Source organism: Brevibacillus choshinensis, from assembly GCF_001420695.1.
GTDB classification, from domain to species: Bacteria; Bacillota; Bacilli; order Brevibacillales; family Brevibacillaceae; genus Brevibacillus; species Brevibacillus choshinensis.
The window spans coordinates 996,644-1,017,612 of sequence record NZ_LJJB01000007.1; the positions used below are offsets into that span (position 1 = coordinate 996,644).

The 20,969-nt window shown below is 48.4% G+C and carries 26 protein-coding genes; 14 read left to right on the plus strand and 12 right to left on the minus strand.

Features of this window, described 5'->3' with window-relative positions; translation table 11 throughout:
- Window positions 1-63: 63 nt before the first annotated feature.
- The gene (locus AN963_RS04730) at window positions 64-606 is read right to left on the minus strand and encodes a GNAT family N-acetyltransferase (RefSeq protein ID WP_055743380.1); all 543 of its coding nucleotides are present in this window, start codon (window positions 604-606) and stop codon (window positions 64-66) included.
- Window positions 607-854: 248 nt separating this feature from the next.
- Here AN963_RS04730 and AN963_RS04735 point away from each other — a divergent pair, with 248 nt between their 5' ends.
- Window positions 855-2,015 carry an MFS transporter gene (locus AN963_RS04735; protein WP_055743381.1) on the plus strand — a complete coding sequence of 387 codons (1,161 nt, stop codon included), beginning with the start codon at window positions 855-857 and terminating at the stop codon, window positions 2,013-2,015.
- Between the two features lie 75 nt (window positions 2,016-2,090).
- Here AN963_RS04735 and AN963_RS04740 read toward each other — a convergent pair whose 3' ends face one another.
- The gene (locus AN963_RS04740; protein WP_055743382.1) at window positions 2,091-2,885 is read right to left on the minus strand and encodes a DUF817 domain-containing protein; all 795 of its coding nucleotides are present in this window, start codon (window positions 2,883-2,885) and stop codon (window positions 2,091-2,093) included.
- Complete coding sequence (locus AN963_RS04745) at window positions 2,882-3,727, minus strand: sulfurtransferase (protein WP_055743383.1); 846 nt, start codon at window positions 3,725-3,727, stop codon at window positions 2,882-2,884. Before AN963_RS04745 ends, AN963_RS04740 begins: the two co-directional genes overlap by 4 nt.
- A gap of 94 nt (window positions 3,728-3,821) precedes the next feature.
- On the opposite strand from AN963_RS04745, the gene AN963_RS04750 reads away from it, so the two are divergent.
- The 3 genes from AN963_RS04750 (at window position 3,822) to AN963_RS04760 (ending at window position 5,376) form a co-directional block, all read left to right on the plus strand.
- Entirely contained in the window at window positions 3,822-4,364 is a 543-nt protein-coding gene (locus AN963_RS04750) for a DUF502 domain-containing protein (protein ID WP_055743384.1), read from the plus strand.
- Window positions 4,361-4,813 carry a GNAT family N-acetyltransferase gene (locus AN963_RS04755; protein WP_407922528.1) on the plus strand — a complete coding sequence of 151 codons (453 nt, stop codon included), beginning with the start codon at window positions 4,361-4,363 and terminating at the stop codon, window positions 4,811-4,813. Before AN963_RS04750 ends, AN963_RS04755 begins: the two co-directional genes overlap by 4 nt.
- 182 nt (window positions 4,814-4,995) lie before the next feature.
- A complete protein-coding gene (locus AN963_RS04760) occupies window positions 4,996-5,376 on the plus strand; it encodes a VOC family protein (protein ID WP_055743385.1) in 381 nt (126 codons plus the stop codon).
- Window positions 5,377-5,558: 182 nt separating this feature from the next.
- Here the strand turns inward: AN963_RS04760 and AN963_RS04765 are convergent, their stop codons facing one another.
- Both AN963_RS04765 and AN963_RS04770 read right to left on the minus strand, forming a co-directional pair.
- Entirely contained in the window at window positions 5,559-5,804 is a 246-nt protein-coding gene (locus AN963_RS04765; RefSeq protein WP_055743386.1) for a hypothetical protein, read from the minus strand.
- 67 nt (window positions 5,805-5,871) lie between these two features.
- Complete coding sequence (locus tag AN963_RS04770) at window positions 5,872-6,315, minus strand: DUF2621 domain-containing protein (RefSeq protein WP_055743387.1); 444 nt, start codon at window positions 6,313-6,315, stop codon at window positions 5,872-5,874.
- A 178-nt stretch (window positions 6,316-6,493) separates the two neighbouring features.
- Between AN963_RS04770 and AN963_RS04775 the strand changes: the two genes are divergently transcribed.
- The gene (locus AN963_RS04775) at window positions 6,494-6,868 is read left to right on the plus strand and encodes a hypothetical protein (protein ID WP_055743388.1); all 375 of its coding nucleotides are present in this window, start codon (window positions 6,494-6,496) and stop codon (window positions 6,866-6,868) included.
- A 58-nt stretch (window positions 6,869-6,926) separates the two neighbouring features.
- Window positions 6,927-7,889: a tetratricopeptide repeat protein gene (locus AN963_RS04780; RefSeq protein ID WP_055743389.1), complete on the plus strand. Its 963-nt coding sequence runs from the start codon at window positions 6,927-6,929 to the stop codon at window positions 7,887-7,889.
- A gap of 209 nt (window positions 7,890-8,098) precedes the next feature.
- On the opposite strand, the gene AN963_RS04785 is transcribed toward AN963_RS04780, so the two are convergent.
- Genes AN963_RS04785 through AN963_RS04795 form a run of 3 tightly spaced genes read right to left on the minus strand, consistent with a single transcriptional unit; the run spans window position 8,099 to window position 10,688 of the window.
- Window positions 8,099-8,905: an ABC transporter permease gene (locus tag AN963_RS04785; protein ID WP_055743390.1), complete on the minus strand. Its 807-nt coding sequence runs from the start codon at window positions 8,903-8,905 to the stop codon at window positions 8,099-8,101.
- On the minus strand, window positions 8,886-9,689 hold the full coding sequence (locus AN963_RS04790) for an ABC transporter ATP-binding protein (RefSeq protein ID WP_055743391.1): 804 nt from the start codon (window positions 9,687-9,689) through the stop codon (window positions 8,886-8,888). The genes AN963_RS04785 and AN963_RS04790 overlap by 20 nt, the downstream gene beginning before the upstream one ends.
- Window positions 9,690-9,695: 6 nt before the next feature.
- Complete coding sequence (locus AN963_RS04795; protein WP_055743392.1) at window positions 9,696-10,688, minus strand: ABC transporter substrate-binding protein; 993 nt, start codon at window positions 10,686-10,688, stop codon at window positions 9,696-9,698.
- Window positions 10,689-10,829: 141 nt separating this feature from the next.
- Between AN963_RS04795 and rnz the strand changes: the two genes are divergently transcribed.
- The 4 genes from rnz to AN963_RS30085 all read left to right on the plus strand — a co-directional run bounded on the left by rnz (window position 10,830) and on the right by AN963_RS30085 (window position 12,975).
- Window positions 10,830-11,783: a ribonuclease Z gene (rnz, locus tag AN963_RS04800; protein WP_055743393.1), complete on the plus strand. Its 954-nt coding sequence runs from the start codon at window positions 10,830-10,832 to the stop codon at window positions 11,781-11,783.
- A gap of 36 nt (window positions 11,784-11,819) precedes the next feature.
- Window positions 11,820-12,044, plus strand: a complete 225-nt coding sequence (locus tag AN963_RS04805) for a hypothetical protein (protein WP_055743394.1) — start codon at window positions 11,820-11,822, stop codon at window positions 12,042-12,044.
- A gap of 91 nt (window positions 12,045-12,135) precedes the next feature.
- Entirely contained in the window at window positions 12,136-12,759 is a 624-nt protein-coding gene (locus AN963_RS04810) for a YczE/YyaS/YitT family protein (protein WP_055744451.1), read from the plus strand.
- 123 nt (window positions 12,760-12,882) lie between these two features.
- Window positions 12,883-12,975: a sporulation protein YjcZ gene (locus tag AN963_RS30085; RefSeq protein ID WP_236707873.1), complete on the plus strand. Its 93-nt coding sequence runs from the start codon at window positions 12,883-12,885 to the stop codon at window positions 12,973-12,975.
- A 972-nt stretch (window positions 12,976-13,947) separates the two neighbouring features.
- Here the strand turns inward: AN963_RS30085 and AN963_RS04815 are convergent.
- Window positions 13,948-14,208: a stage VI sporulation protein F gene (locus tag AN963_RS04815; protein ID WP_055743395.1), complete on the minus strand. Its 261-nt coding sequence runs from the start codon at window positions 14,206-14,208 to the stop codon at window positions 13,948-13,950.
- Between the two features lie 191 nt (window positions 14,209-14,399).
- Here AN963_RS04815 and AN963_RS04820 point away from each other — a divergent pair, with 191 nt between their 5' ends.
- Window positions 14,400-15,317 carry a S8 family peptidase gene (locus AN963_RS04820; protein WP_055743396.1) on the plus strand — a complete coding sequence of 306 codons (918 nt, stop codon included), beginning with the start codon at window positions 14,400-14,402 and terminating at the stop codon, window positions 15,315-15,317.
- A gap of 103 nt (window positions 15,318-15,420) precedes the next feature.
- On the opposite strand, the gene AN963_RS04825 is transcribed toward AN963_RS04820, so the two are convergent.
- A complete protein-coding gene (locus AN963_RS04825; RefSeq protein WP_407922539.1) occupies window positions 15,421-15,678 on the minus strand; it encodes a hypothetical protein in 258 nt (85 codons plus the stop codon).
- Between the two features lie 140 nt (window positions 15,679-15,818).
- Between AN963_RS04825 and AN963_RS04830 the strand changes: the two genes are divergently transcribed.
- Both AN963_RS04830 and AN963_RS04835 read left to right on the plus strand, forming a co-directional pair.
- Window positions 15,819-16,259 carry a DUF188 domain-containing protein gene (locus AN963_RS04830; RefSeq protein ID WP_055743398.1) on the plus strand — a complete coding sequence of 147 codons (441 nt, stop codon included), beginning with the start codon at window positions 15,819-15,821 and terminating at the stop codon, window positions 16,257-16,259.
- A gap of 18 nt (window positions 16,260-16,277) precedes the next feature.
- On the plus strand, window positions 16,278-16,946 hold the full coding sequence (locus AN963_RS04835; protein ID WP_236707874.1) for a phosphatase PAP2 family protein: 669 nt from the start codon (window positions 16,278-16,280) through the stop codon (window positions 16,944-16,946).
- A gap of 2 nt (window positions 16,947-16,948) precedes the next feature.
- Here AN963_RS04835 and AN963_RS04840 read toward each other — a convergent pair whose 3' ends face one another.
- Window positions 16,949-17,830, minus strand: a complete 882-nt coding sequence (locus AN963_RS04840) for a LysR family transcriptional regulator (RefSeq protein WP_055743399.1) — start codon at window positions 17,828-17,830, stop codon at window positions 16,949-16,951.
- Window positions 17,831-17,963: 133 nt separating this feature from the next.
- Between AN963_RS04840 and AN963_RS04845 the strand changes: the two genes are divergently transcribed.
- Entirely contained in the window at window positions 17,964-19,181 is a 1,218-nt protein-coding gene (locus tag AN963_RS04845) for an MDR family MFS transporter (protein ID WP_055743400.1), read from the plus strand.
- Between the two features lie 353 nt (window positions 19,182-19,534).
- On the opposite strand, the gene AN963_RS04850 is transcribed toward AN963_RS04845, so the two are convergent.
- Complete coding sequence (locus tag AN963_RS04850; RefSeq protein ID WP_055743401.1) at window positions 19,535-20,938, minus strand: amino acid permease; 1,404 nt, start codon at window positions 20,936-20,938, stop codon at window positions 19,535-19,537.
- Window positions 20,939-20,969 lie beyond the last annotated feature (31 nt).

The following is a 20,969-nucleotide window of genomic DNA, read 5'->3' on the forward strand; positions in this document are numbered from 1 at the left end:
AGAAGGACCTCACAGATGGCGGTGGGGTCCTTTATTTCTGAGGAGGTCAATAGCACCCATCACTTACTGTGACGCTTCTGATTCGCTAACGGAAAGCGACGTATCATAGACGAACAGTTTGAGTACTTCTGGATCATTTGGCATCTGAATCAGACGCTCGAATCGCAGGCCGATCTTTTCTAGCAAGCTGCCGGAAGCGTGATTGTCTTGCGTTGTAATCGCGACCACTCTTGTAAGACCCAATGTTTGAATGGCGTATTGCATGACGGCGGAGGCTGCTTCGTGGGCATAGCCTTGTGACCGATAGGCAGGCAGGAAAGCGAATCCGATATCGACATCTTCCAACCCATCTCTTTTCACCAGGCCACACATCCCAATCAGGGCGTGGTCTTCTTTGCGTTCGACGAGATAAAAGCCAAATCCGTCTTTTTCATAGGAGCGGATTGCACCATTCACAATGTAGGAGCGGGCGTCCTCGAGAGTGCGGACACCGCGATCCCCGATAAACTGTAGCCAAGCAGGGTCGTTTACGAGTTCGAGAATAAAAGCGGCATCGTCCTCTGTTTGGTAGCGCAGGTAGAGCCGTTCTGTTTCCAATACGATCAAAGTGATCACCTTCCTTTCTGATATGCAGAAGAGATGTCTTTGACATGGCCGGCGCGTATTCCTGTAAGCCAGCTATTTTTCTTTTTTGGAAAGGGGATCCTAGAAACTAGATCAGGTCGCTTGTAAATATGCCAAATTGAATGAATAAATGACATAGTCTTCCATTTGAGTTTTGTAATCCTAATTGGACGACTCCCCTCATATACTTGGACAAAGACGGTAACACCCAAGGAGAGGAGGAGAATGCCTTGAGGGTTCTCCTGTTTGTCGTGTTGTTTCTCGTATCGTTTGATATGCACGCGCAGACGCCGCTATTGGCGCCGTATTTAAACATCCTGGGAGTGTCTGCAGCGATGATCGGTTTTGTTCTGGGAGGGTACGCGATTAGTAATCTGACAGGAAATTTGCTGGCAGGTCCCTTTTTGGATCGATACCCGAAGAAGTGGTTTATCTCCATAGGACTCATACTCGCAGGGGTGATGCTGATCGGTCAGGGTGTCGTTCAGCACACAGAAGGTTTTTTTGCCTTTCGACTCATGCTCGGTTTTCTGATGGCTTTCGTTTCTCCTGCTTGTTCAGCGCTGCTAGGCGAGACAGGAAAGACAGCGGTAGAGCAAGGGCAAATTATGGGTAAAAAGGGATTGGTCCTGACGTCCGCAGGGATCGTTTCACCTGCAGTAGGGAGCTTTTTAGCCGTACAATTTGGCTATAGTCAATCCTTTATCATCCTGGGCTATATCATGATGATCGCAGGTGTATTTGCATGGTTAGTCTTGCCTGTACGAGTAGCCGGGAGCGAGTTGAGAGCAAGTCTCAGTCCCGCCACCAAAAAAGGAAAGGGCAAGACCAGCCTCTCTGCAGTCTTAGAAAACCGCCTGCTCTATCCCGCCTTTCTCGGAGGCTTCGCGATCATATACGCGCAAGGTACGATTATTTACGAGGTTCCTTTATTAATTCAAAAACAAGGCCTTTCTCCAGCGGTGACTGGTCTGCTGTTCAGTCTCAAAGGCTTGGGTGCGCTTGCGATCCTCTGTCAATTTTGGTTGTACAAGGTATCCGTCGAGCAACGCATATTTGCGGGTCTGGGTGTACTCAGTCTTCTACTCTACACGATGGCCATTGGCGTAGCGATTCCGCTTCAGATCATGATGTTTTTGCTGGGTGCATGTTTCGGCATGCTGTTCCCTGCTTTGGCCACCCTATTGACCGTGCATTCGCCACGAGAGCTGTATGGGAGTGTGTTTAGCATTTATTCCGCAGTGCTGTCTATAGGTGCTGTCTTGAGTCCGATCATTGCCGGTCTGTTGGGGAACTGGCATCACTCGTATTTCATTGCTTTCTTCGTTACGGCTGGAGTGTGTCTGGCAGGTGGGATTCATCGCCTCTTGCTGAGCGGGGTGACCAGATAGAGCATGGGGCAAACGACAAAAAAGGCTTTCCCGCCTTTGGACCGGGAAGGCCTTTTTCCATTGAATCGGTTGTCACTACAAATCCTTTTGGTTGCCGCTGAAACTGCTCCGCATGCTTTTTACATGTTTGAGCTGAGCCACGATAATGAAGCTGACGATGACCAGCAAAAACCACGAGCTGATTTTGCTGAGGTGGACGATTTCCCAGCCATCGCGCTGATTGGGGTAGTACCACGCACCAAAAAAAGTAGCGATGTTTTCGGCGATCCAGATAAAAAAACCAATCAGAAAATAGGCGAGAGGCAGAGGCATCCACAGTCGTTCCTCGGCTACACGGAAATGAACGCGTGTACGCCAAAAGACGGGAAAGATCGCGATCATCAGGAACCAGCGTATATCTACCAGATAGTGATGGGTAAAGAAATTGAGATAAATCGCTCCGCCTAAGAGTACAGCGAGCCACTGCTTTGGCCAGGCCGTCAGCGTGACATCCAAGCGACGCCAAGCTTGACATAAGTAGCTGGCCACACTCGCGTACATGAACCCGCTGTATAGGGGAACACCAAATACTTTGCTGTAGGCAGCTTCGGGATAGCCCCATGATCCCATGTGCACCTTGAACATTTCCAGCGCTAGCCCGATCAGGTGAAAAACAGTGATGACTTTCAGCTCATCCTTTGACTCCAGTCCGCTTTTCACCATGACCACCTGAAAGAACAGGCACAGCAGAAGTAGCAAATCGTATCTGCCTAATCCGGGAATGATCACGAACTTGGATAGAGCGAGGGAAGCGAAAATAAACACCGGAAAAAGACAGGACATGGCCTCCTGATAGGCAAAGTGGAGCAGGAGGCGGATTGCTCGTATCACTTCTTGATTTCGTCAGCTGGAGTAGGGCCGACAGCGACAGGAAGATCGTAGGAGCTCCAATCGCTCCAGCTGCCTGCGTACAGCTTCACATCCGTCCGACCCGCTGCGTGCAGGGCGAGCAGATTCGTGCATGCTGTCACACCGGAACCGCAGTAGACGATGATGTCTTGCTCTGCAAATGGAGCGATACGCTCCTGCAGTTGTTCGACCGGGAGCATGGTCAAGTCAGAACCGAGATTGTCTTTGTAAAAGAAGTGATGCGCGCCTGGAATGTGACCTGCTTTCGGATCAAGTGGTTCCACCTCTCCGCGGTATCGCTCACCTGCACGGGAATCCAGCAAGGCTGTTTCAGGGCTTCTTTCCTGCACGGCTTGGATATCTACGAGCATTTTCGAACGTACCCGTGGAGTAAACGTGCGAGGCTGTGGAGTACGCACATCTGCAGTCACCTCATAGCCAGCCTGTTTCCATCCAGCATATCCACCGTTCAGGACGGCTGTTTTATCGTGACCAAGATAGCGCAAGAGCCACCAGAGTCGTCCAGCCATCGCCATTTCCTGATCGTCATAAGCGATGACGGTTGTATTTTCATCGATGCCAGCCGCAGATAAGAGGGCAGCAAACGTCTCGGGATCGGGGAGGGGATGGCGTCCACCGTGCTCTCCTTTCGGTCCGGAAAGGTCGCGGTTCAGATGGAAGTAGAGAGCGCCAGGAATATGGTCCTGCTTGTAAACATCAGCACCTGCTTCTGCGATGCTCAGGTTGAAACGGCAGTCTATGATCACGACTTGGTCGTCGTGAAGATGGTCGTGCAGCCATTGTGGCGAGACGAGTGCTTGCATAAATCTCCCTACTTTCACTTTTTTCCCTTCATCATAGCAGAAGACCTGTCTGATCGGGTACAATATTCTGGTAATGCGGGAAAGGAGACATCTTATGAAACGATTTATACGCTATTTCCTGGAGGGCCTGCTGTACGTCATCCCACTTGCAGTCACGGTCTATATTCTGTACACCATCTTCGTCACGGTGGACAGCTGGTTGGGGTTGGGGATACCGGGAGTTGGATTCGTCTTGACCATCCTCGGGATTACGATTATTGGCTTTCTCACTTCCAATGTGTTGACGCGTGGACTACTTTCTCTTGTGTCCAAAGTATTTGAAAAAGTACCTTTCATTAAACTGATTTATACATCCATCAAGGATCTGATCGGTGCCTTCGTCGGTGAGAAGAAAAGCTTTGATAAGCCGGTACTAGTCACACTGTCCAAGGACGGGAGTGCCAAGGCAATTGGCTTTATTACCAAAGAAAGTCTGGAAGTGTACGGATTGTCCGATCACGTAGCCGTCTATTTTCCACAGTCGTACAATTTTGCTGGTAATCTTCTGTTGTTTCCGTGTGAGCAGGTTCAACCCTTGGACGTAGAGAGCTCGGAAGCAATGGCATTTCTCATATCAGGAGGGGTATCAGGGAAATGATCAATCACAATCAGGTAGAAATCGTAGAAGTACATGCTGGGAACTGGTATGAATGCTGCCAGCTAGAGGTCGATGAAAGTCAGAAAGGGCATATCGAAACAAATGCCGTTTCGATCGCACAATCGAAATTTGAACCTACGCTAAAGCCATTCGCAATCCTTTTCGATGGCAAAATAGTGGGCTTTCTCATGTTTAATTCGGCGTTGGAAGAGTTGGATGGATATTGGATATACCGAATCATGGTGGATAAGAACAATCAAAACAGAGGTATTGGTAAAAGAGCCACCCAGCTCATGATTCAGGAAATGCAGAAACTACCGGCTGCCAACAGAATTGTAGTCGGTTATCACCCTGCAAACAAGGAAGCACACCAACTGTATGCCGGATTAGGTTTCATAGATCGGGGAGACCGATTTGGAAAAGAAATGGCTGTGGTACTGGAATTCTAAGACGTCATCAAACATCCCCTTTTCATAGCTGCTTTGGTAATATCATGTAGTAGATGTAATAACATCGCAATTGATAAGAAATCCTAACATAATCTGCATGCTATCATACATGTAGGAAATGGAGACGAGCTAGACAGGCTTGTTGGTTTCGTCATTACTTTTACAAGGGAGTGGAGTAACTAATGATGAGTAAAGTCGGTCAAATTATGTTGTATGTAAATAACCAAGATGGGGCTAAGGATTTTTGGACGGAAAAAGTAGGATTTCATGTCATTTCTGAAGAAAATAATGGTCAAGGAATGAGATGGATTGAAATTGCTCCGACAAAAGGCGCAGAAACTAGCATCATTCTGCATAATAAGGAATTCGTTGCTAAAATGTCACCTGGATTAAATCTCGGTACACCTTCATTAATGTTCTTTACGGAAAATCTCGATCAATTACATAGAGACTTATCAAATAAACATGTAAAAGTCGGAGAAATTGTAAATATGCCTTCTGGAAGAGTATTTAACTTTGCAGATGATGAAGAAAATTACTTTGCAGTAATGGAAAAAAAGTAATGTCTATCGAGGTACTTTAGAACCGAACCAATATCCATTGTAGGCGGCTGACAGGATAATAGTCAGTCGCCTTTTCAGTGAACAGGAAAGATCGCTCAATAGAAAATCGGCAGTCCAGGATTTTATTTTCTCGTCCTGGGCTGCCGATCTTTCAATTAAGGGCTAGTCTCACAATTTTATTTCTAGCTGCTGAAAAATCCACTACGACTGCTGTGCCTTCCGCGGTAATGATGATGTCCGTATGTCTTGTGGCCTTGCTTCCAAATTGGGCCGCGATGCTTGTAATCACTGCTGCTGTATCGACGGTAGCGACTTCCGCCCATCTTCCACAGGAAGCCTGTCCCTTTTTTTAGCAGAGCTACTATAATAACGGCTGCAATGATGAAAAGCACGAGTCCGATACCCAAAATGGTAAGTATGACTGTCATCCACATCTTCTCCTTGGCAAGCGATCTACCAAGTTATACGAAAGAAACTCCTGCTGGTTTCAGAAAGTCAGCCCTCGGCGTTCAAGTATTGCTCGTATCGAGTGTAGTCAATTTGCTTGTCCTTCAAATGAGCGATCAGCCATTTATGGTCACGCTTCGGTGTGGCGACAATGTAACCTTTCACGATCAGGTCGATTGTGATTGTTGACGCCTTTTCCTCCATGGCGATCTGACCGATTTTGGCCGCTATCGATCGTCTCGCCACATCACGGAACAGCTGCGGAACTGGATCGACGAGTTCATTGAGAAGGGTGAGACCATCTTCGGTCCAGAGAGAACGAGTCTGGTCGATATAATAATCTTGCCAATCGAGATCTGATTTTCCATCGTTCTTGGGCATCGATTTTAAAAACTTGCGAAACATGAAATACCCGCCGATCCCCATCAAGCCTACCAAGAGAATGGACCAACCGACGATAAACAGGGAAAACCCTGTGGACATTTGGGACATGAAGCTGCACCTCGTTTTGATTACTTTATTAGCCAAAATGTTTGATAACAGAAGTGTACCGTATTTTACCGACAGCAACAAACTTTTTGTGCAAAAGCCCATCCTGCGGGTTTGCTCTTCCCAAGTACACATACAATTTAGTATGATTAGAATTAATCTTTTTAGGGAGTTGACGCTCATGTTCAAGCTAGGACAACGCGTCGTCATTGTTGCTGACTCCTTTGAGCAAGGCTTGCCTATGGGCGAATACGGTTACTTGATCGCACGCGACCGCAACCCAGACAGTGCGTTTGCATGGGTGATTCGCATACCCAAAATAGATAAGCAGTTTCCCGTAGTGGAGGAGGACATCGCTCTCGAAGCGCAATTGCTGGAGGAAGAGGCAGAGCGCATTTCACATGAGGCTTTGCTCGACTTTGCGCTGGCAACTCGCAACGAAGCGCTTTTTCGTCAATTGGTGGGCTTGCAGGATGTGGAAGAGGCAAATGACGAACCCGTTAAGGAATCAGTAGAGGACTTTATCCGTAAAGTAAATATGAAAGCATGGATTTAAAGCAGGGAGCCATAGCTTCTTGATACTATTGTGTAGGAAATGAAAGCGAGGCTGTTACATGTCTGATTTTGTATCGTTTACCAATGAGTTTGGTCAAACCATCGATATGTCCCGAGAGGACTACCAGAAAAAAGTGATCCCACATAACCTGGACATGTACTGGGACAAAAAAGAAAAGCTTCGCGATTTCGCGATGGAATTGGTGAAGGAGCAATTTCATGAGCAGGCAGCTGTTGCGGCAGACAGGCTCCTAGAATTGTACGGACCGATTGAGTCAGCGCTCATTTTTCGGGCTGTCGTACACATGCAAGCGAGGGAATTCGATCGAGCCAAAGCGATTCTGACGGATTGTCTGGAGCGCTTCCCTTCTTCGGGCACAGCTTGTACGAATTTGGCCAAGATCTATGCGTTCGAGGGCGAAGATGCCAAAGCTTTCGAAACGTTACATACCGGTCTCCACAAAGATCCAAATCAGGAAAATGGCTTGAACATGTTCGTGGAAAATTTCCTCGGTGCGGGCCGGAAAGAAGAACTCAAAGAAAGCCTGGAAGCACTTGCCGGAAAAGACGGAGCTTGGCGTCCACAGCTGCATTTGGCTCGTCTCGCACTGACGGAGGAGAACTTGCTCAAAGCCATGCACTGGTACACGCTAGCGATCGACGGTGCAAAGGATCGTTTTGAGATTGTCATGACCGTGACTGGTGAGCTAGGACAAGCCGGGTATGTTTACCAGCTGATTCAAATCTGCGAGAAGTATTGGACACCTGAATTTCCGTTCCCATATGCCGGATTCAATTATGCAAATGCACTTATTGCAACGGATCAAAAGGAAAAAGCCATCGCAATCCTGCGCAACATGCAGGACCATCTGGCGGATAACTACAAGCCGATGGTCGATCATTTCCTCTTGAGAGTACCAGGTGCGCAGGAAGCGGAAGCCGCTGCCGCTCAAAAAGTGGCGGAGAGTCAATCCATGGATGGCGCCAGCACCAAAAAGAGCTGGTGGAAAATCTGGAAGTAGTCAAAACCAAACGCCCGAGCCTATATGCCGGGCGTTTTTTGACGCACTTTTACCATGCATGTAAGAGGGAAACTCGACTTTGGCAACCGAGGTGGTATTGCTCATAGTGCCCTTCGACCTAGTAGCAGGACAATCGACGACGCATTTTGGACAAAAAAACGATGCTGGCTCTCATCCCGAGAAGAACCAGCACCGCTTTGTGTTACCATCTATTTAAACTGGCTGGTGAGCCGCCTTTCTAGATACGCGACGCCTTGATACATCAGGGTAGCGACGACCGCGATAATGGCGAGACTCATCATGACCAGGGTAAAATTAAACACCTGGAATCCGTAAATGATCAGATAACCCAACCCTTGCTGGGAAACGAGGAACTCCCCGACGATGACTCCCACCCAGGAGAGACCAACGTTTACTTTCAACGTAGCGAGAATGGTGGGGATCGTAGAAGGAAGGATGACCATCGAAAAGGTCTGCTTCTTGTTACCTCCCAGTGTTTGCACCACTTTGATATAGTTGGGATTGACTTCTTTGAAGCTGGTGTAAATGTTGATCGTCGTAATGATCACCGAGATCGCGCAGCCCATGGCGATGACAGAGAAGAGGCCAGGGCCAAAGCTGACGATAAATACGGGTCCGAGTGCGACCTTTGGCATGCTGTTGGCGATGACGAGGTAGGGCTCGAGGACACGGGAGAGAAACGGAGACCACCAGATGGTGGCAGCAATAAGGGTTCCGAGCAAGGTACCCAGGAGAAAGCCTATAATCGTCTCCCACACCGTCATACCTACGTGGGGGAGGAGGCTGCCATCCATCAGTCTCATCCAAAACTCTGCCAAAACCTTGGTAGGGTAGCTGAAAATGAGCGGATTAATGGTATTCGTCCGCGCGAGCAGCTCCCATAATCCGATGAAGATGACAAACAACACACATTGAGTAGACAGTACCCCTGAACGCGTCTTGGCTTCCAGCTTTAAAAACCGACGGTGGACGGACTCAATTTCCTTTTGCTGCATCAGAGACCACCTCCATCTCTTTCCAGACACGGTGGAACAGGTCCTGAAATCCCGTTTCATTTCGCGCATCGAATGGGATGGCGTCTCTGATGTGCGAAGGAATGATGACCTCACTGTTGATTCGTCCGGGATTGCGTGACAGAATATAGACTCGATCGCCCATCGCAATCGATTCAGAAAGATCATGTGTGACGAGGACGGCCGTCTTTTTGTGACGGCGCAGCGTGGTGAAAATCAAGTCTTCGAGCTTGAGCTTGGTTTGATAGTCCAAGGCAGAAAAGGGTTCATCTAACAGCAGGACATCCGGTTGACAGGCAAGCGTCCGTACGAGAGCAACCCGTTGCCTCATGCCACCAGATAGCTGCGTCGGGGAAGATTTGCGTACCTCGATGAGCTCCATTTCCTCCAGCAGATGGATGGCGTACTCTTCGTTTTCTTTCGTGCGGATCCCTTGAATGTCCAGTCCGAGAAAGACATTATCTTCAATGGTCCGCCAATTGAACAAGTAATCCTGCTGTAGCATGTAGCCGACCTGACGTGACGTGCCAGTGACGGCCTTTCCATCGATCCATACTTTGCCGGCAGTAGGTTGCTCCAGTCCGGCCATCAGTGAAAGCAATGTCGTTTTCCCACAGCCGCTGGGACCTACCAGACAAATGAACTCGCCTTCCTCCACGCGCAGGTTGATATCCCTGACCGCCATGAATGCCCTGGTCGCGGATAGGTAAAGATGGGTCACGTGGCCGAGTTCTATTTTGGCCGGCGTTGAAGGAATCTGGTTCATAGTCGTCTACTTCCCTTCCTTGGCAGCTTTGGCGAAGGTGGTATTGACCAGTTTGGCATAATCAGCACGCTGCTTCAGTTCTCCTGCTTTATCCATGATGTCCTGTAGCTGATTCCATTCGGCTTCATCCAGGATCGGATCTGTCGCGTAGGAGCCTTGATCCAAATACCGCTTTACTGCATTTTCCAAAATGTCTGGTTTAATCGATTCGAAATATTTACCGATCACATCAGCTGTCTCTTTTGGAGAGTGGCTGGCAACCCATTGTTGCCCTTTGTAGACGGCATTGGTAAACTTTTGGATAGCAGCTGCTTTGCTGTCGAGATAGCTTTGCTTGGTCATGTATACCGTGTAGGGAACAGTGCCACTTTCTTTTCCGAACGAGGCTACGACGTGACCGATTCCCTCTTGTTCAAAGCGGGATGCTTCAGGTTCGAACAATTGTACATATTCACCGGTTCCAGATGCGAAGGAAGCGGCGATATTTTTGAATTCAATATTTTGAATCAGCTGCAGGTCGCTTTGTGGATTAATGTTATGCTTTTTGAGCACGTATTCGCCCGCCATTTGCGGCATTCCACCCTTGCGTTGGCCGAGGAAGACGCTGCCTTTCAACTGGTCAAAGGAGAAATTGTCCTCTTTCTTGCGGGCTACGAGAAACGTGCCATCTGTCTGTGTCAGCTGAGCAAAATTGACGACGGGATCAGCTGCTCCTTGCTGGGAGACGTAAATGCTCGTTTCGGATCCAACCAAGGCGACTTCGATTCCACTAGACAGCAGTGCTGACATCACTTTGTCACCACCAGGAATGGTAGACAGTTCGACGTCCAGGCCAGCTTCTTTGAAAAAGCCTTTTTCCAGCGCAACATATTGCGGTGCGTAAAACAGTGAGCGCGTTACTTCACCAATTCGAATCTTTTCCGGGGCACTCGAGCATCCAGCCAAGACTGCCATAACGGCAAGGCCGGCGGCTAGACCCACGGAGATGAGTCGTTTCATTATCAGGAGTCCCTCCTTGCTAGGCTGTTGTTTGATGTAGCGTATGCGACCCACGAAAAAAGGGTGAATGCCTATAGAGAAAGACAGGCACGCTGCCGTGCAGGTAGAGGGAGCAGAACCAAAAGGAGATGCGCATACGACGTGATCGTGACATTTTTGGGAACAGGATCGGGAGCACCTACTACCCGCCGAAATGTAAGCGGGATTGGGCTGAGATTTTTGCAAGCAGGAAAATGGTGGTTATTCGACTGCGGAGAAGGGACTCAGCATCAGCTGCTCCGATCTCCGATGAAAATCAGCCAATTGGATAAAATTTTTATTACGCATTTGCACGGGGACCATCTCTATGGCTTGATAGGTCTATTGGCAAGTCGTTCCTTGCGCAATGGGGAGGCTGCGCCGCTGGAGTTGTACGGCCCCCCGGGATTGGATCGTTACTTCCGTGTTGTGATGGAGACAAGTCCGGTACATCTGCAATACCCACTACAACTAAAAACTGTCAGTGAGGGTATCGTGTACGAGGATGAGGATGTGATCGTGACATGTCGGATTGCCAAGCACAGGGTGACTTCTTTTGCTTACGCGGTCACGGAAAAAGAAAAATCGGGTGCTTTTCAGGTCGAGCTGGCAAAGCAGGCAGGGGTGCCATCGGGTCCATTGTATGGGGCATTGAAGCGTGGTGAACAAATTACGTTGGCAGATGGGACGGTTCTGGAGGGCAAAGATTTCGTCGGAGAGCCGCAGCCGGGACGAAAAATCGTTTTTAGCGGTGACACCGAACCATGCGTAGCCGTACGCGAGCTCGCAAGTGAGGCAGATTTGCTTGTTCACGAAGCGACCTATGCCCAGAGGGACAAGGAACTGGCTGTACGCAGCGGCCATTCCACTGCACAAGAAGCGGCGCAGCTGGCTATGGAGGCAGGCGTGAAGCAGCTATGCTTGACGCATTTCAGCCCTCGCTATGAGGATGAAGAGGGCGACTTCAGCATGGATGATCTTTTGGCAGAAGCTCGTGCCATCCATCCTTGCACGGTGCTTGCTGATGATTTTAGCAGCGTTCCAATCAAACGAGAAAGAAAAACAGCGGACACTTGATATCATGAATAATCATTGCGAGGGAGTAGGGGCAGCATGAAACGGATTACCTTTGCGACACCAGAGGAATTAATGCAGCATTGCTTGAACGAGGAAGTCAGCTTGGTCGTGGAATACCGGGATGATACAAACAAGCAACGTCAGGTCGTCTTGGCTGGGGATCGACTGGCAGAGGCAGATACGTTCATCAGACAGGCGAAATCGGAAGCATATTACCGAAAAGACGGGATATTTTTTGAAGTCATTGCGGGTTGGAAATAAGGAGCTTGAAAGATAGATAGAGCCAATCAGGCAAAGCAGGAGAGGAAAGGTGAAAGCAGTGTCCGGTATACGGATTAGCAGATCCATCACCATGCGCTATGTTATGTTTATTCTGGGACTGTTCGTAGGGGCCTTCGGATGTGTCCTGACGATCAAAGCACACTTGGGAGTAGCGCCATGGGATACGTTTCATATTGGTCTGCAGAAAACGTTTGGATTAACAATCGGGATTTGGTCGCAAATTGTGGGAGTCATCGTCATTTTATCTTCTTACGTAGTGGCCAAAATCAAGCCGAACTTTGCCATGTTTTTAAATATGGTCTGTTTCGGAACGTTTCTCGACTTGATACTGTGGTCGAATGCCATTCCAGAGCCACAGACATTCGTTGCCAGATTACTCGTGTTCTTGCTAGGGGTCATCGTGATGACGATTGGCATCGGAATGTATTTATCACCGCGACTCGGAGCGGGGCCACGAGATAGTTTTATGCTCGCCATGAACGAGCGACTGGGCTGGAGCATCCAAAAAGTGCGGTTGATCATCGAGATCACAGTGTTGATTGCAGGAGCAGCCCTGGGTGGGCCGGTTTCAATCGGAACGGTCTTAATCGCGGTCTTGACTGGACCAATGATCCAGAGAACCATCCCGTTTTGGGAAATGGTGATGAAAAAACAATATGGCATGCCGGAACCCGTGAAACGCCAAGCAAGTTAGTGCATCTCCTCCTCATTGGAAAACCGGTTAGAAAGAAATGGTATGGATATAGGCGAACGTCCAATCACGTTTGGCTATGAGCACATACCTTATGACTAGTTGCCGATGAAGGAGGGAAAGCGAATGAGCGGATTCAACGGCTTTGGCTTCGACGACTTTGCTTTGGTGTTGGTGTTGTTCGTACTGTTGACTATCGTTGCGTGTGCCTGCGACTAATTTCATCTTACTGATCCAATCTCTGGATAACAAAAGGGGGAGCAACCATGCTCTCCCTTTTGTTTTTTGAACGACTAGGAATTTATAAGTAATTTTGTGTGCTGTGGTGGTGCCCAGAAGCAGGTTTCCGATCTGCGCTCCGGTCTTTACCCACCGAACACAAGCTAACGCTCGCGTTCGGCGGGGCCCCGTTTACACCCCGCAAAGGAGTATAGACTGTCCGCTCCACAACGATTCACGGGGAAGCGGTAAAGGAGTAGCCGCTCCGAAGCGGATACAGAGGTACCGCTTCTGGATCCCGTGAATTCGTTGTTCCGCTAAGTAGGGTTCCGGAGTCGCTCCGCCTGGAAACCTGCTTCTCCTGCTAGCTGTAGTGGTTTCTAGCCACCGGGTATTACGAGGTTCAAGGGAGCAAAAGCTTATTCTGTCTATTGCTAGAGCTTCGAAGGGCGTTCGTGAAACAATAGAAAAAGTCGGCAAATAGGTCTGTTCGGCGTGTCACGGGATCATTGAATCAGGAGAACCAAGCTTTCGTTCTTCTGAGGAATTGTCCCACGAAGGGGTTTTTCTCAAAGAAACCCCTTGAAATGCCCACAAAATAAGGCAAGTGGGAGAGTCAAAGCTAGGCCGAGGAAAAAGGGGAAAAAAGAGGAAGATCTTAGGAACACCAAGCAAGGCGCAATGGAAAAAACGAAACACGGTTTTAAGCGTCCACCTCTGGGGATCTCCCTGAGACGGCTACTTTGGACGCGGTTTCGTTTTTTACATGGAACCGGACAGGATGACCCCCAGTAGGTGTTCCTATGAAGCTGGAGCGTTTTCCCCTTTTTCCTCCCCTCCACTACAGTTTGACCGAGTGGAAAAAGGACGCGGGCGAAATTCCCGCGTTTTTCTAAGAACGGTCTATGGATGCCTGTCCCAAAAAAAGGCAGGAGGCCACGCCTGAGTACAAGGCGTAGCCGTGTGAAGTTTTTATCCGAGTGCGTCATGTACTTGTTTTTTCACACTGGAGATTTGTTTGTCGCTCAATTGAATGCCAACTGCCTTACTGACTTTTTTAATCAGGTTCTTTAATTTTTGATCATCCTTTAAATCCTTTTTCGAGTAGTCTTTTGCCAAGGATTTGATATCGCTCATTTTCCATTTTTTCTTGCTCTTCTTGTTGATCTTTTTCAGAATATCATTCGGATTACTCTTGAGTTTTTTGATCTTGACTTTCTTTTTCTTGGCCATCTGTTCCCTCGCTCCTTTCATGGATGAAAGTACTTCTGTCCTATGCAGTTATATGGGAAATTCCGGTTATCCGTTTGGACAGATGTCTGGACATTTCGCCTATTTTGCTTGGCATGTGTGTATGCCCAAACCCGCTGGGTCCGCCTGAACATAGGATGGTGACAGAACTAGCATGACAGGAGGCTATAGGTGTGAAAATTATCAGCTTTCACCGACGTACACCATTTCATGAAATTATGGCGGATTTACAGGCACACGTAGCGGAACAAAAGGAAAAACAGATATGGCGTTGCTATGATGATTTGTCCTGCCTGTGTGTCACCCAGCAGGTATATGAACGTCACCAAGCCCATTTCAATCGCTATCCAGCAACAGTTGAAGAAAATGTGACGGTGAGCGTACACGCCGAGGAAGAAATACCATGGGGAGTCCGCTACGTGGGAGCGGAGAAGCTGTGGAAAAGAGGGCGGGGAGCAGGCGTGAAAATCGCCGTTATTGATACGGGCATCTCACGAGAGCATTTTGAATTACGCGATCAGATCAAAGGAGGAGTCAACCTCGTCTCAGGAAGACAAAATGGGCACGGGACTCACGTAGCAGGGATCATTGTGGCGGAAATGAATCAGCGTGGCATTGTCGGAGTGTCCCCGGAGGCTCATTTGTACGACGTGCGGGCGTTTGGAGGAGACGGGAAATCGTCATTGGCAACCATCATGCGGGCAATTAATTGGTCCATCGAAAACAAGGTGGACATTATAAACATGAGCTTTGGCATGCCGCAATACAGTGAAGCACTGGCGAGGTCCGTCGAGAAAGCGAAAAAACAAGGAATCGTCATGGTTGCCTCTGCGGGAAATAATGGGGGAGAAGTGGAGTATCCAGCTAGGTACAAAGGAGTCGTCGGTGTGAGCGCTATCGACCAAAATGGAAAGCTCGCCGATTTTAGTTCGCGTGGAAAAGGCGCAAACACCAAAGCACCTGGAGTTGATATTTTATCGACCTGGCCGGGAAATCAATTTAAGACGCTAAACGGAACATCCATGGCTGCACCACATGTGACGGGACTTAAGGCGCTGGAGCTTTCACGAGGAAGAAAGAATAAGGAATGATCCAAGAAAGGCTGTGTACATACAGCACAGCATACCCCCATTGTATGATGAAAAAAAGCCCTGGGATTGCTCCTAGGGCTTTTGCGGCATATTTGCACGACTCTTATTGATGGACTTTGGCGTCATGATCTTGCTGTACGCGGAACCATATATTAAGATCATTAATGACACTGGCTAATTCGTGGATCTCGCTGTTTAACTCGCAGGATCGATTGAAGTTTTCTTCTTCGGACATCTGTCTGGTTTTTTCGATGATGACCGTCTCAATCCGGATGATCTTATCGGGAATGTTCGCGCGGATCTCCTCCCATTCCAACAAAATGTCGGCTCTCTCGTCTGTTGAGTAAGCCTCCCACTCCATGTCCAAAGCAGGGAGACGAATACCCAGTCGTTCATCTAGTATAAAATGATTGCGCAAAGATACGTTCACTCCTCTCCAAAACCATCATACCAAATTTGCACCATGGCGGGGAGAAAAAAGCGAACGAAAGGTGGATGCCTATGCACGGAACACGCGTGCTGATTGATGCTGATGCCTGTCCGCGCCAGGCTTTGGCGATTGCACAGGAGCTCTGCAGGGAGTTTGGCTGGAATTGTTTTACATACGCGAGCTTCAATCACCAATTGAGTGGGAATAATCACATCACCGTCGATGCCGGTCCTCAGGCAGTCGATACAAAATTGGCGAATGATACACGTGCAGGTGATATCGTGGTTACACAAGATATTGGATTGGCTGCACTGATTCTGGGGAAAAAAGCATTGTCCCTAACGCCACATGGTATGATATTTGATCCGGAGCGCATCACTTTTCATTTGGAGGAGCGGAATGAAAAGGCCAGATTTCGCCGTGGTGGAGGGCGTACTCGTGGACCGGCTGCGCGTACTCGTGAGGATGATCAACGGTTTGCAGAAGCGTTGCGCTCTTTGATGGAGAGATAAATAGAGGAGGAAACCGGTTTGACAAAGAAAAATGCCGGAAGAGGTATAGCCATGGGGGCCGTTTTGTTTGCCGCTATGTCCGCCGCTCTGATCGGTCTATATATGACAGGGAAAGTAAACGGAATTGATGAGGCGGGTATTGCAATGGCAACAGCTTTGCGAACCGATATGTGGACATCGTTTTTTGAGGTATTGACCTATTTGGGGAGTGGCGTCGTATTGGCTCCTGTAGGCGTCGTCCTGATCGTCGCACTTTACGCCAAAAAGCGGCGTGCCGAGGCTCTCACCCTCTTGTTGACGCTAGGGGGTGGAGAGGTGCTAAACGAGCTGCTCAAAGCCGTTTTTGCCAGGCCTCGGCCTACTGACTTTCATTTGATTCCACTGCCTGATTCCTTTTCCTTTCCCAGTGGACACGCGATGATTGCTCCTGCCTTTTATTGCATGCTCGCGTATTTGGTCAGTCGTTGGCTCGGAGGAAAAGCATGGCCAACCGTCATTCAGGCAGCGACCATACTCATGGTCATTCTGCTCGGAGCAAGCAGGGTATATCTGGGGGTACACTACTTCAGTGACGTGCTTACTGGATTTTGTCTTGCCATGTGCGGCTATTTTCTAGTCCGCTACGGTTATGAGAGACATCTGGAAAGACAACCTGCACCCGCCAGTCCGATTCTCCCATCACCGTGATGCTACGTCGAATATCCCAATTCCTTCATCAAGCCCAGCCATTTTTCCACGCTGGGTTTGTTCTTTTTTTCTCGGGGCAAGACGATATAGGCAGAGCGCTTGGGAGGTTTGTTTCCAGTGATCGTAATTTCGATGAGTTTTCCTGTTGCCAGATCTGCCTTGACAGCTGAACGCGTCATGAGGCTAACCCCGAGTCCTTCCTTGATCAAATCGATTGCCAGTTCCGCCTTGTCTACCGTCAGCTTGGGAACGTAGTTTCGGGGTAAAGTCTGTCTGATCCATTCATTAAAGGGAGGGCCCCAGCTCATATGGATGAGCGGCAGGCGACGCAACTCTCGAGAATCAATGTGAGTCGACGTGATGAAAGTACACCCTGGTCGGCTCACCAAAACGACTTCATCTTCCCATGTCGGAATGACATCAAAGTTAGGCAAAGAAGGTGGAACATACACGATACCAATCTGAATCACATTGTCTAATAAATACTGGATGACGTCCGATGAGTGGCCCGTTCTGGTGCTGATTGCGATTTGCGGGTAGCGATAGTGGTACTCCTTGAGAATCGGTTCGAGGGTGGAGGTCCAGATGGCATTCAGACTGCCGATCGACAAATAGTCCTCATAAGGCTGCAAAGCGGCAACCTCATTTAATGCTTCATGGGAAAGCTTGAGAATTCGCTCGGCATAAGGCAACAGAGTCAGTCCAGCTTGTGTAATTTCTACGCTCCGTTTGTCACGTATAAAGAGAGGTTTTCCTACTTTTTCTTCCAGTTGCTTGATGCGCATAGTAACGGTAGACTGAACAAGATGGAGCATTTCTGCAGCCTTAGTGAAATTCTTTGTCTGTGCTAACGTGTAAAATGCGCGTAATTGTTCAAAGTCCATAAAGTGAGATTCCCTCTTATCTAAATATTTGATTACAATATACAAAATTGTTCGTTTCTCAAATTATACCCTGTTCTTTAAGCTGGGAATATCCCTATTTCAAGTAATCAAAAGGGAAGAGCGAGGGGTATTGATGAAGCGGGAAATATGGAGGGAAACTCCGTTTGGTGTAAAACTATTGTTGTCCACCTCATTTTTAATGAACATGGGCTTTTATGCACTTATTCCGTATCTCACGTTATATTTGACGGGAAGTATTGGCTGGGCACTGGCGATGGCGGGCCTTGTTCTGAGTGTGCGACAATTTTCCCAGCAAGGATTTGCATTCATAGGCGGAGTTGCTGCTGACGCGTTTGGGTATAAAGGAACCATGGTCCTCGGAATGGCCGTGCGTGCAATTGGATTTGCCATGTTCGCATTTTGCACCGAGACATGGCAATTTTTCGTGGCTGCGGTATTGTCAGGATTAGGGGGAGCTTTGTTTGATCCCGCTGGTTCTGCAGCCTTTGCCGTGCTGACTCCAGAATCTATCCGGAAAGAAGTATTCGCTTTTCGAAATGTGTTGACCAATATTGGCGTCGTTGGTTCCCAAATTATTGGGACTGCATTGTCTGCCGTTGATTTTACGTACTTGTCCCTTTTTGCAGGAGGGGTCTTCGCATTATGTGCGCTGGTCGCCTTTTTCCTGTTACCTCCGATTTCTGCCACGAGCACGCGTCACAGCATATGGGATAGCATGCTGCACGTGATGAAAGATCGGCAATTTGTCCGTTTCACTGTGATCTTAATGGGGTATTACTACTTGAGCAACCAAATATTCTTGACGATTCCTCTGCTTGTAGAGAACGTGACGCATAACAAGGGGAATGTCGGCATTGTGCTGTCGGCGGTCTCTGTTTCCGTGATTCTGCTGCAAATGAAAGTCAGTCAGTGGATGGAAGGGTATCATCAACGACTGACTCTGATTGGTGTAGGTACGATGATTATGGGAACAGGATTGTTTATGCTGACGTTCGCCGATACTCTCTGGCTGCTGCTGCTCGACGTCTTCCTGTACGCATTAGGAACGATGATTGCGGTGCCCAATCTGGTTGACGTGGTACCTCGCTTTGCTCCAAAGGAACTTGTCGGTGCTTATTACGGCTTCAATGGTTATTCGATCGCCATAGGTGGGTCCGTAGGGCAGATCGCCGGTGGATGGGTATATGATCAGTCTATCCAACTTGAGATGACTTGGTTACCTTGGACGATTTGCCTCCTGGTGGGAATGTTGGTAGCGTGGATGTTGTATCAAATGGAACACGGGACGAAGCAAATCGGTAAAGATTACCCGAAAATAGCCCGCTCATAAAAAATTTTGGGCTTTTTGAAACATTTTCCAGTCGTGGTACGTATATAACGATAGAGATGAATGGCGCAAGAAAGTGAGGGAATGATTTTATGGAAGATATGAAAAAGTTAAAACGGATGTTATTGGTAACGAGTTCCCTTGGATTTGCCGTATTTGCAATGGTAGTCATTACGGAAATCGTACGCATCTCCGTGTAAAGAGAAAACTCAAGGACTAAAAAACGAAAAGCTTGCATGTCCCGTCTGAGGGCTGCAAGCTTTTCTTTATCGTGTAGCGCCTAAAAACTTTCCTCTACATCGGGGTCGCTCATCCTTGGGCTGTCCTCGGTAGAGGTTTTTTTGGGTTATGGCTTATTACGCTGCGTTCTTTTTGAGCGGTTCCAGCTTCTTTTTAAAATGAAGCTGATACACGATGATGGCAATGATCATGAAAGGGACACCGCAATAGAGGGCGATGCGCTGCTCAGGGTCAAATGCCAGGCTGACCAGAACAGTCAGGTTCAGGATCAAAGACACCAACGGAACAATCGGATAAAGCGGGGTACGGAACTTGAGATCCTCCAGCTTGCCGCCATTTTTCAAGTAGTGGCGACGGAAGGCGAGTTGGGAAGCAGAGATCGAGATCCAACCTATCTGTGCACCCAGACCTGCAATCGACAGCAAAACCATGAAGACGGTATCTTCGGCAAAGAAGCCGGACAACAGGGACAAAAGTGCGATCGCAAACGTGATCAGCAGGGCATTCATCGGAATTCCCTTTTTGTTGACGGCACCCAGCTTTTCAGACGCCATGCCTTCTTTAGACAAGGCAAAAAGCATACGGGTAGCAGCGTACAAACCAGAGTTGGCAACCGACAAAAGTGCGGTCAACACGACGAAGTTCATAATATCAGCAGCGTACGGAATACCGATGCTGTCAAACACGACGACAAATGGGCTTTCTACTACCCCTGCTTGCTCGTATGGAATCATCCCAGCGAGAATAAAAATGGCGAGAACAAAGAAAACGAGCGTACGCCAAACGGTGTTGCGAATCGACTTCGGAATGGTTTTCTCCGGTTCTTTACTTTCCCCGGCTGCGATCCCGATCAGCTCGGTACCCTGAAAAGAGAAATTGACGGTAATCATCGTCATTAATAGACCTGTAATCCCGTGAGGAAGCCACGAGCCGCTGGTAAAGTTGGAGAACATCGGAGCAGGCTGACCGTTTTTCAAATCGATCAGTCCAAACATAGCTGCACCACCCAAAATGATAAACAGGATGATAGCGCTTACCTTGATGCTAGAAAACCAAAACTCGGTCTCACCAAATGCACGAGCCGACAAGGCATTGAGAAGGAACAAAACACCGCCAAAAAGGGCGCACCACATCCACACAGGCGAATCAGGGAACCAGCGTTGCATCAAGAGACCAGAAGACAAGAGCTCCAGAGCAACGGTAACTGCCCAACCCAACCAGTACAGCCAACCGACACCAAAGCCAAGAGAAGGACTGACAAAACGGGTCATGTAGGTCTGGAAGGAACCAGAGACTGGCATGGCAACCGTAAGCTCACCCAAGCAAAGCATGGTCAGATACATAATAAATCCGCCGACCAAGAAGGAAAGAATCGTACCAATCGGACCCGCTTGGCTAATCGTATAGCCAGATCCGAGGAACAAGCCGGTTCCAATTACACCGCCTAGCGAAATCATGAAGAGATGCCTGCTATTCATACTACGTTTTAGTTCATTTTGTTGATCGTTGTGTGTTGTCATGTAGTCGACTCCTTCGTGCAAGAATATAGGC

Bases quoted from the DNA above. Each gene is read 5' to 3' on its own strand.
- AN963_RS04815 (WP_055743395.1), bottom strand. From the start codon at position 14,208: ATGGCCAAGAAAAAGAAAGTCAAGATCAAAAAACTCAAGAGTAATCCG.
- AN963_RS04780 (WP_055743389.1), top strand. From the start codon at position 6,927: ATGTCTGATTTTGTATCGTTTACCAATGAGTTTGGTCAAACCATCGAT.
- AN963_RS04830 (WP_055743398.1), top strand. From the start codon at position 15,819: ATGCACGGAACACGCGTGCTGATTGATGCTGATGCCTGTCCGCGCCAG.
- AN963_RS04795 (WP_055743392.1), bottom strand. From the start codon at position 10,688: ATGAAACGACTCATCTCCGTGGGTCTAGCCGCCGGCCTTGCCGTTATG.
- AN963_RS04850 (WP_055743401.1), bottom strand. From the start codon at position 20,938: ATGACAACACACAACGATCAACAAAATGAACTAAAACGTAGTATGAAT.
- AN963_RS04785 (WP_055743390.1), bottom strand. From the start codon at position 8,905: ATGCAGCAAAAGGAAATTGAGTCCGTCCACCGTCGGTTTTTAAAGCTG.
- AN963_RS04825 (WP_407922539.1), bottom strand. From the start codon at position 15,678: ATGGAGTGGGAGGCTTACTCAACAGACGAGAGAGCCGACATTTTGTTG.
- AN963_RS04770 (WP_055743387.1), bottom strand. From the start codon at position 6,315: ATGTCCCAAATGTCCACAGGGTTTTCCCTGTTTATCGTCGGTTGGTCC.
- AN963_RS04845 (WP_055743400.1), top strand. From the start codon at position 17,964: ATGAAGCGGGAAATATGGAGGGAAACTCCGTTTGGTGTAAAACTATTG.
- AN963_RS04775 (WP_055743388.1), top strand. From the start codon at position 6,494: ATGTTCAAGCTAGGACAACGCGTCGTCATTGTTGCTGACTCCTTTGAG.
- AN963_RS30085 (WP_236707873.1), top strand. From the start codon at position 12,883: ATGAGCGGATTCAACGGCTTTGGCTTCGACGACTTTGCTTTGGTGTTG.
- AN963_RS04750 (WP_055743384.1), top strand. From the start codon at position 3,822: ATGAAACGATTTATACGCTATTTCCTGGAGGGCCTGCTGTACGTCATC.
- AN963_RS04810 (WP_055744451.1), top strand. From the start codon at position 12,136: ATGCGCTATGTTATGTTTATTCTGGGACTGTTCGTAGGGGCCTTCGGA.
- AN963_RS04790 (WP_055743391.1), bottom strand. From the start codon at position 9,689: ATGAACCAGATTCCTTCAACGCCGGCCAAAATAGAACTCGGCCACGTG.
- AN963_RS04765 (WP_055743386.1), bottom strand. From the start codon at position 5,804: ATGACAGTCATACTTACCATTTTGGGTATCGGACTCGTGCTTTTCATC.
- AN963_RS04760 (WP_055743385.1), top strand. From the start codon at position 4,996: ATGATGAGTAAAGTCGGTCAAATTATGTTGTATGTAAATAACCAAGAT.
- AN963_RS04840 (WP_055743399.1), bottom strand. From the start codon at position 17,830: ATGGACTTTGAACAATTACGCGCATTTTACACGTTAGCACAGACAAAG.
- AN963_RS04805 (WP_055743394.1), top strand. From the start codon at position 11,820: ATGAAACGGATTACCTTTGCGACACCAGAGGAATTAATGCAGCATTGC.
- AN963_RS04745 (WP_055743383.1), bottom strand. From the start codon at position 3,727: ATGCAAGCACTCGTCTCGCCACAATGGCTGCACGACCATCTTCACGAC.
- AN963_RS04755 (WP_407922528.1), top strand. From the start codon at position 4,361: ATGATCAATCACAATCAGGTAGAAATCGTAGAAGTACATGCTGGGAAC.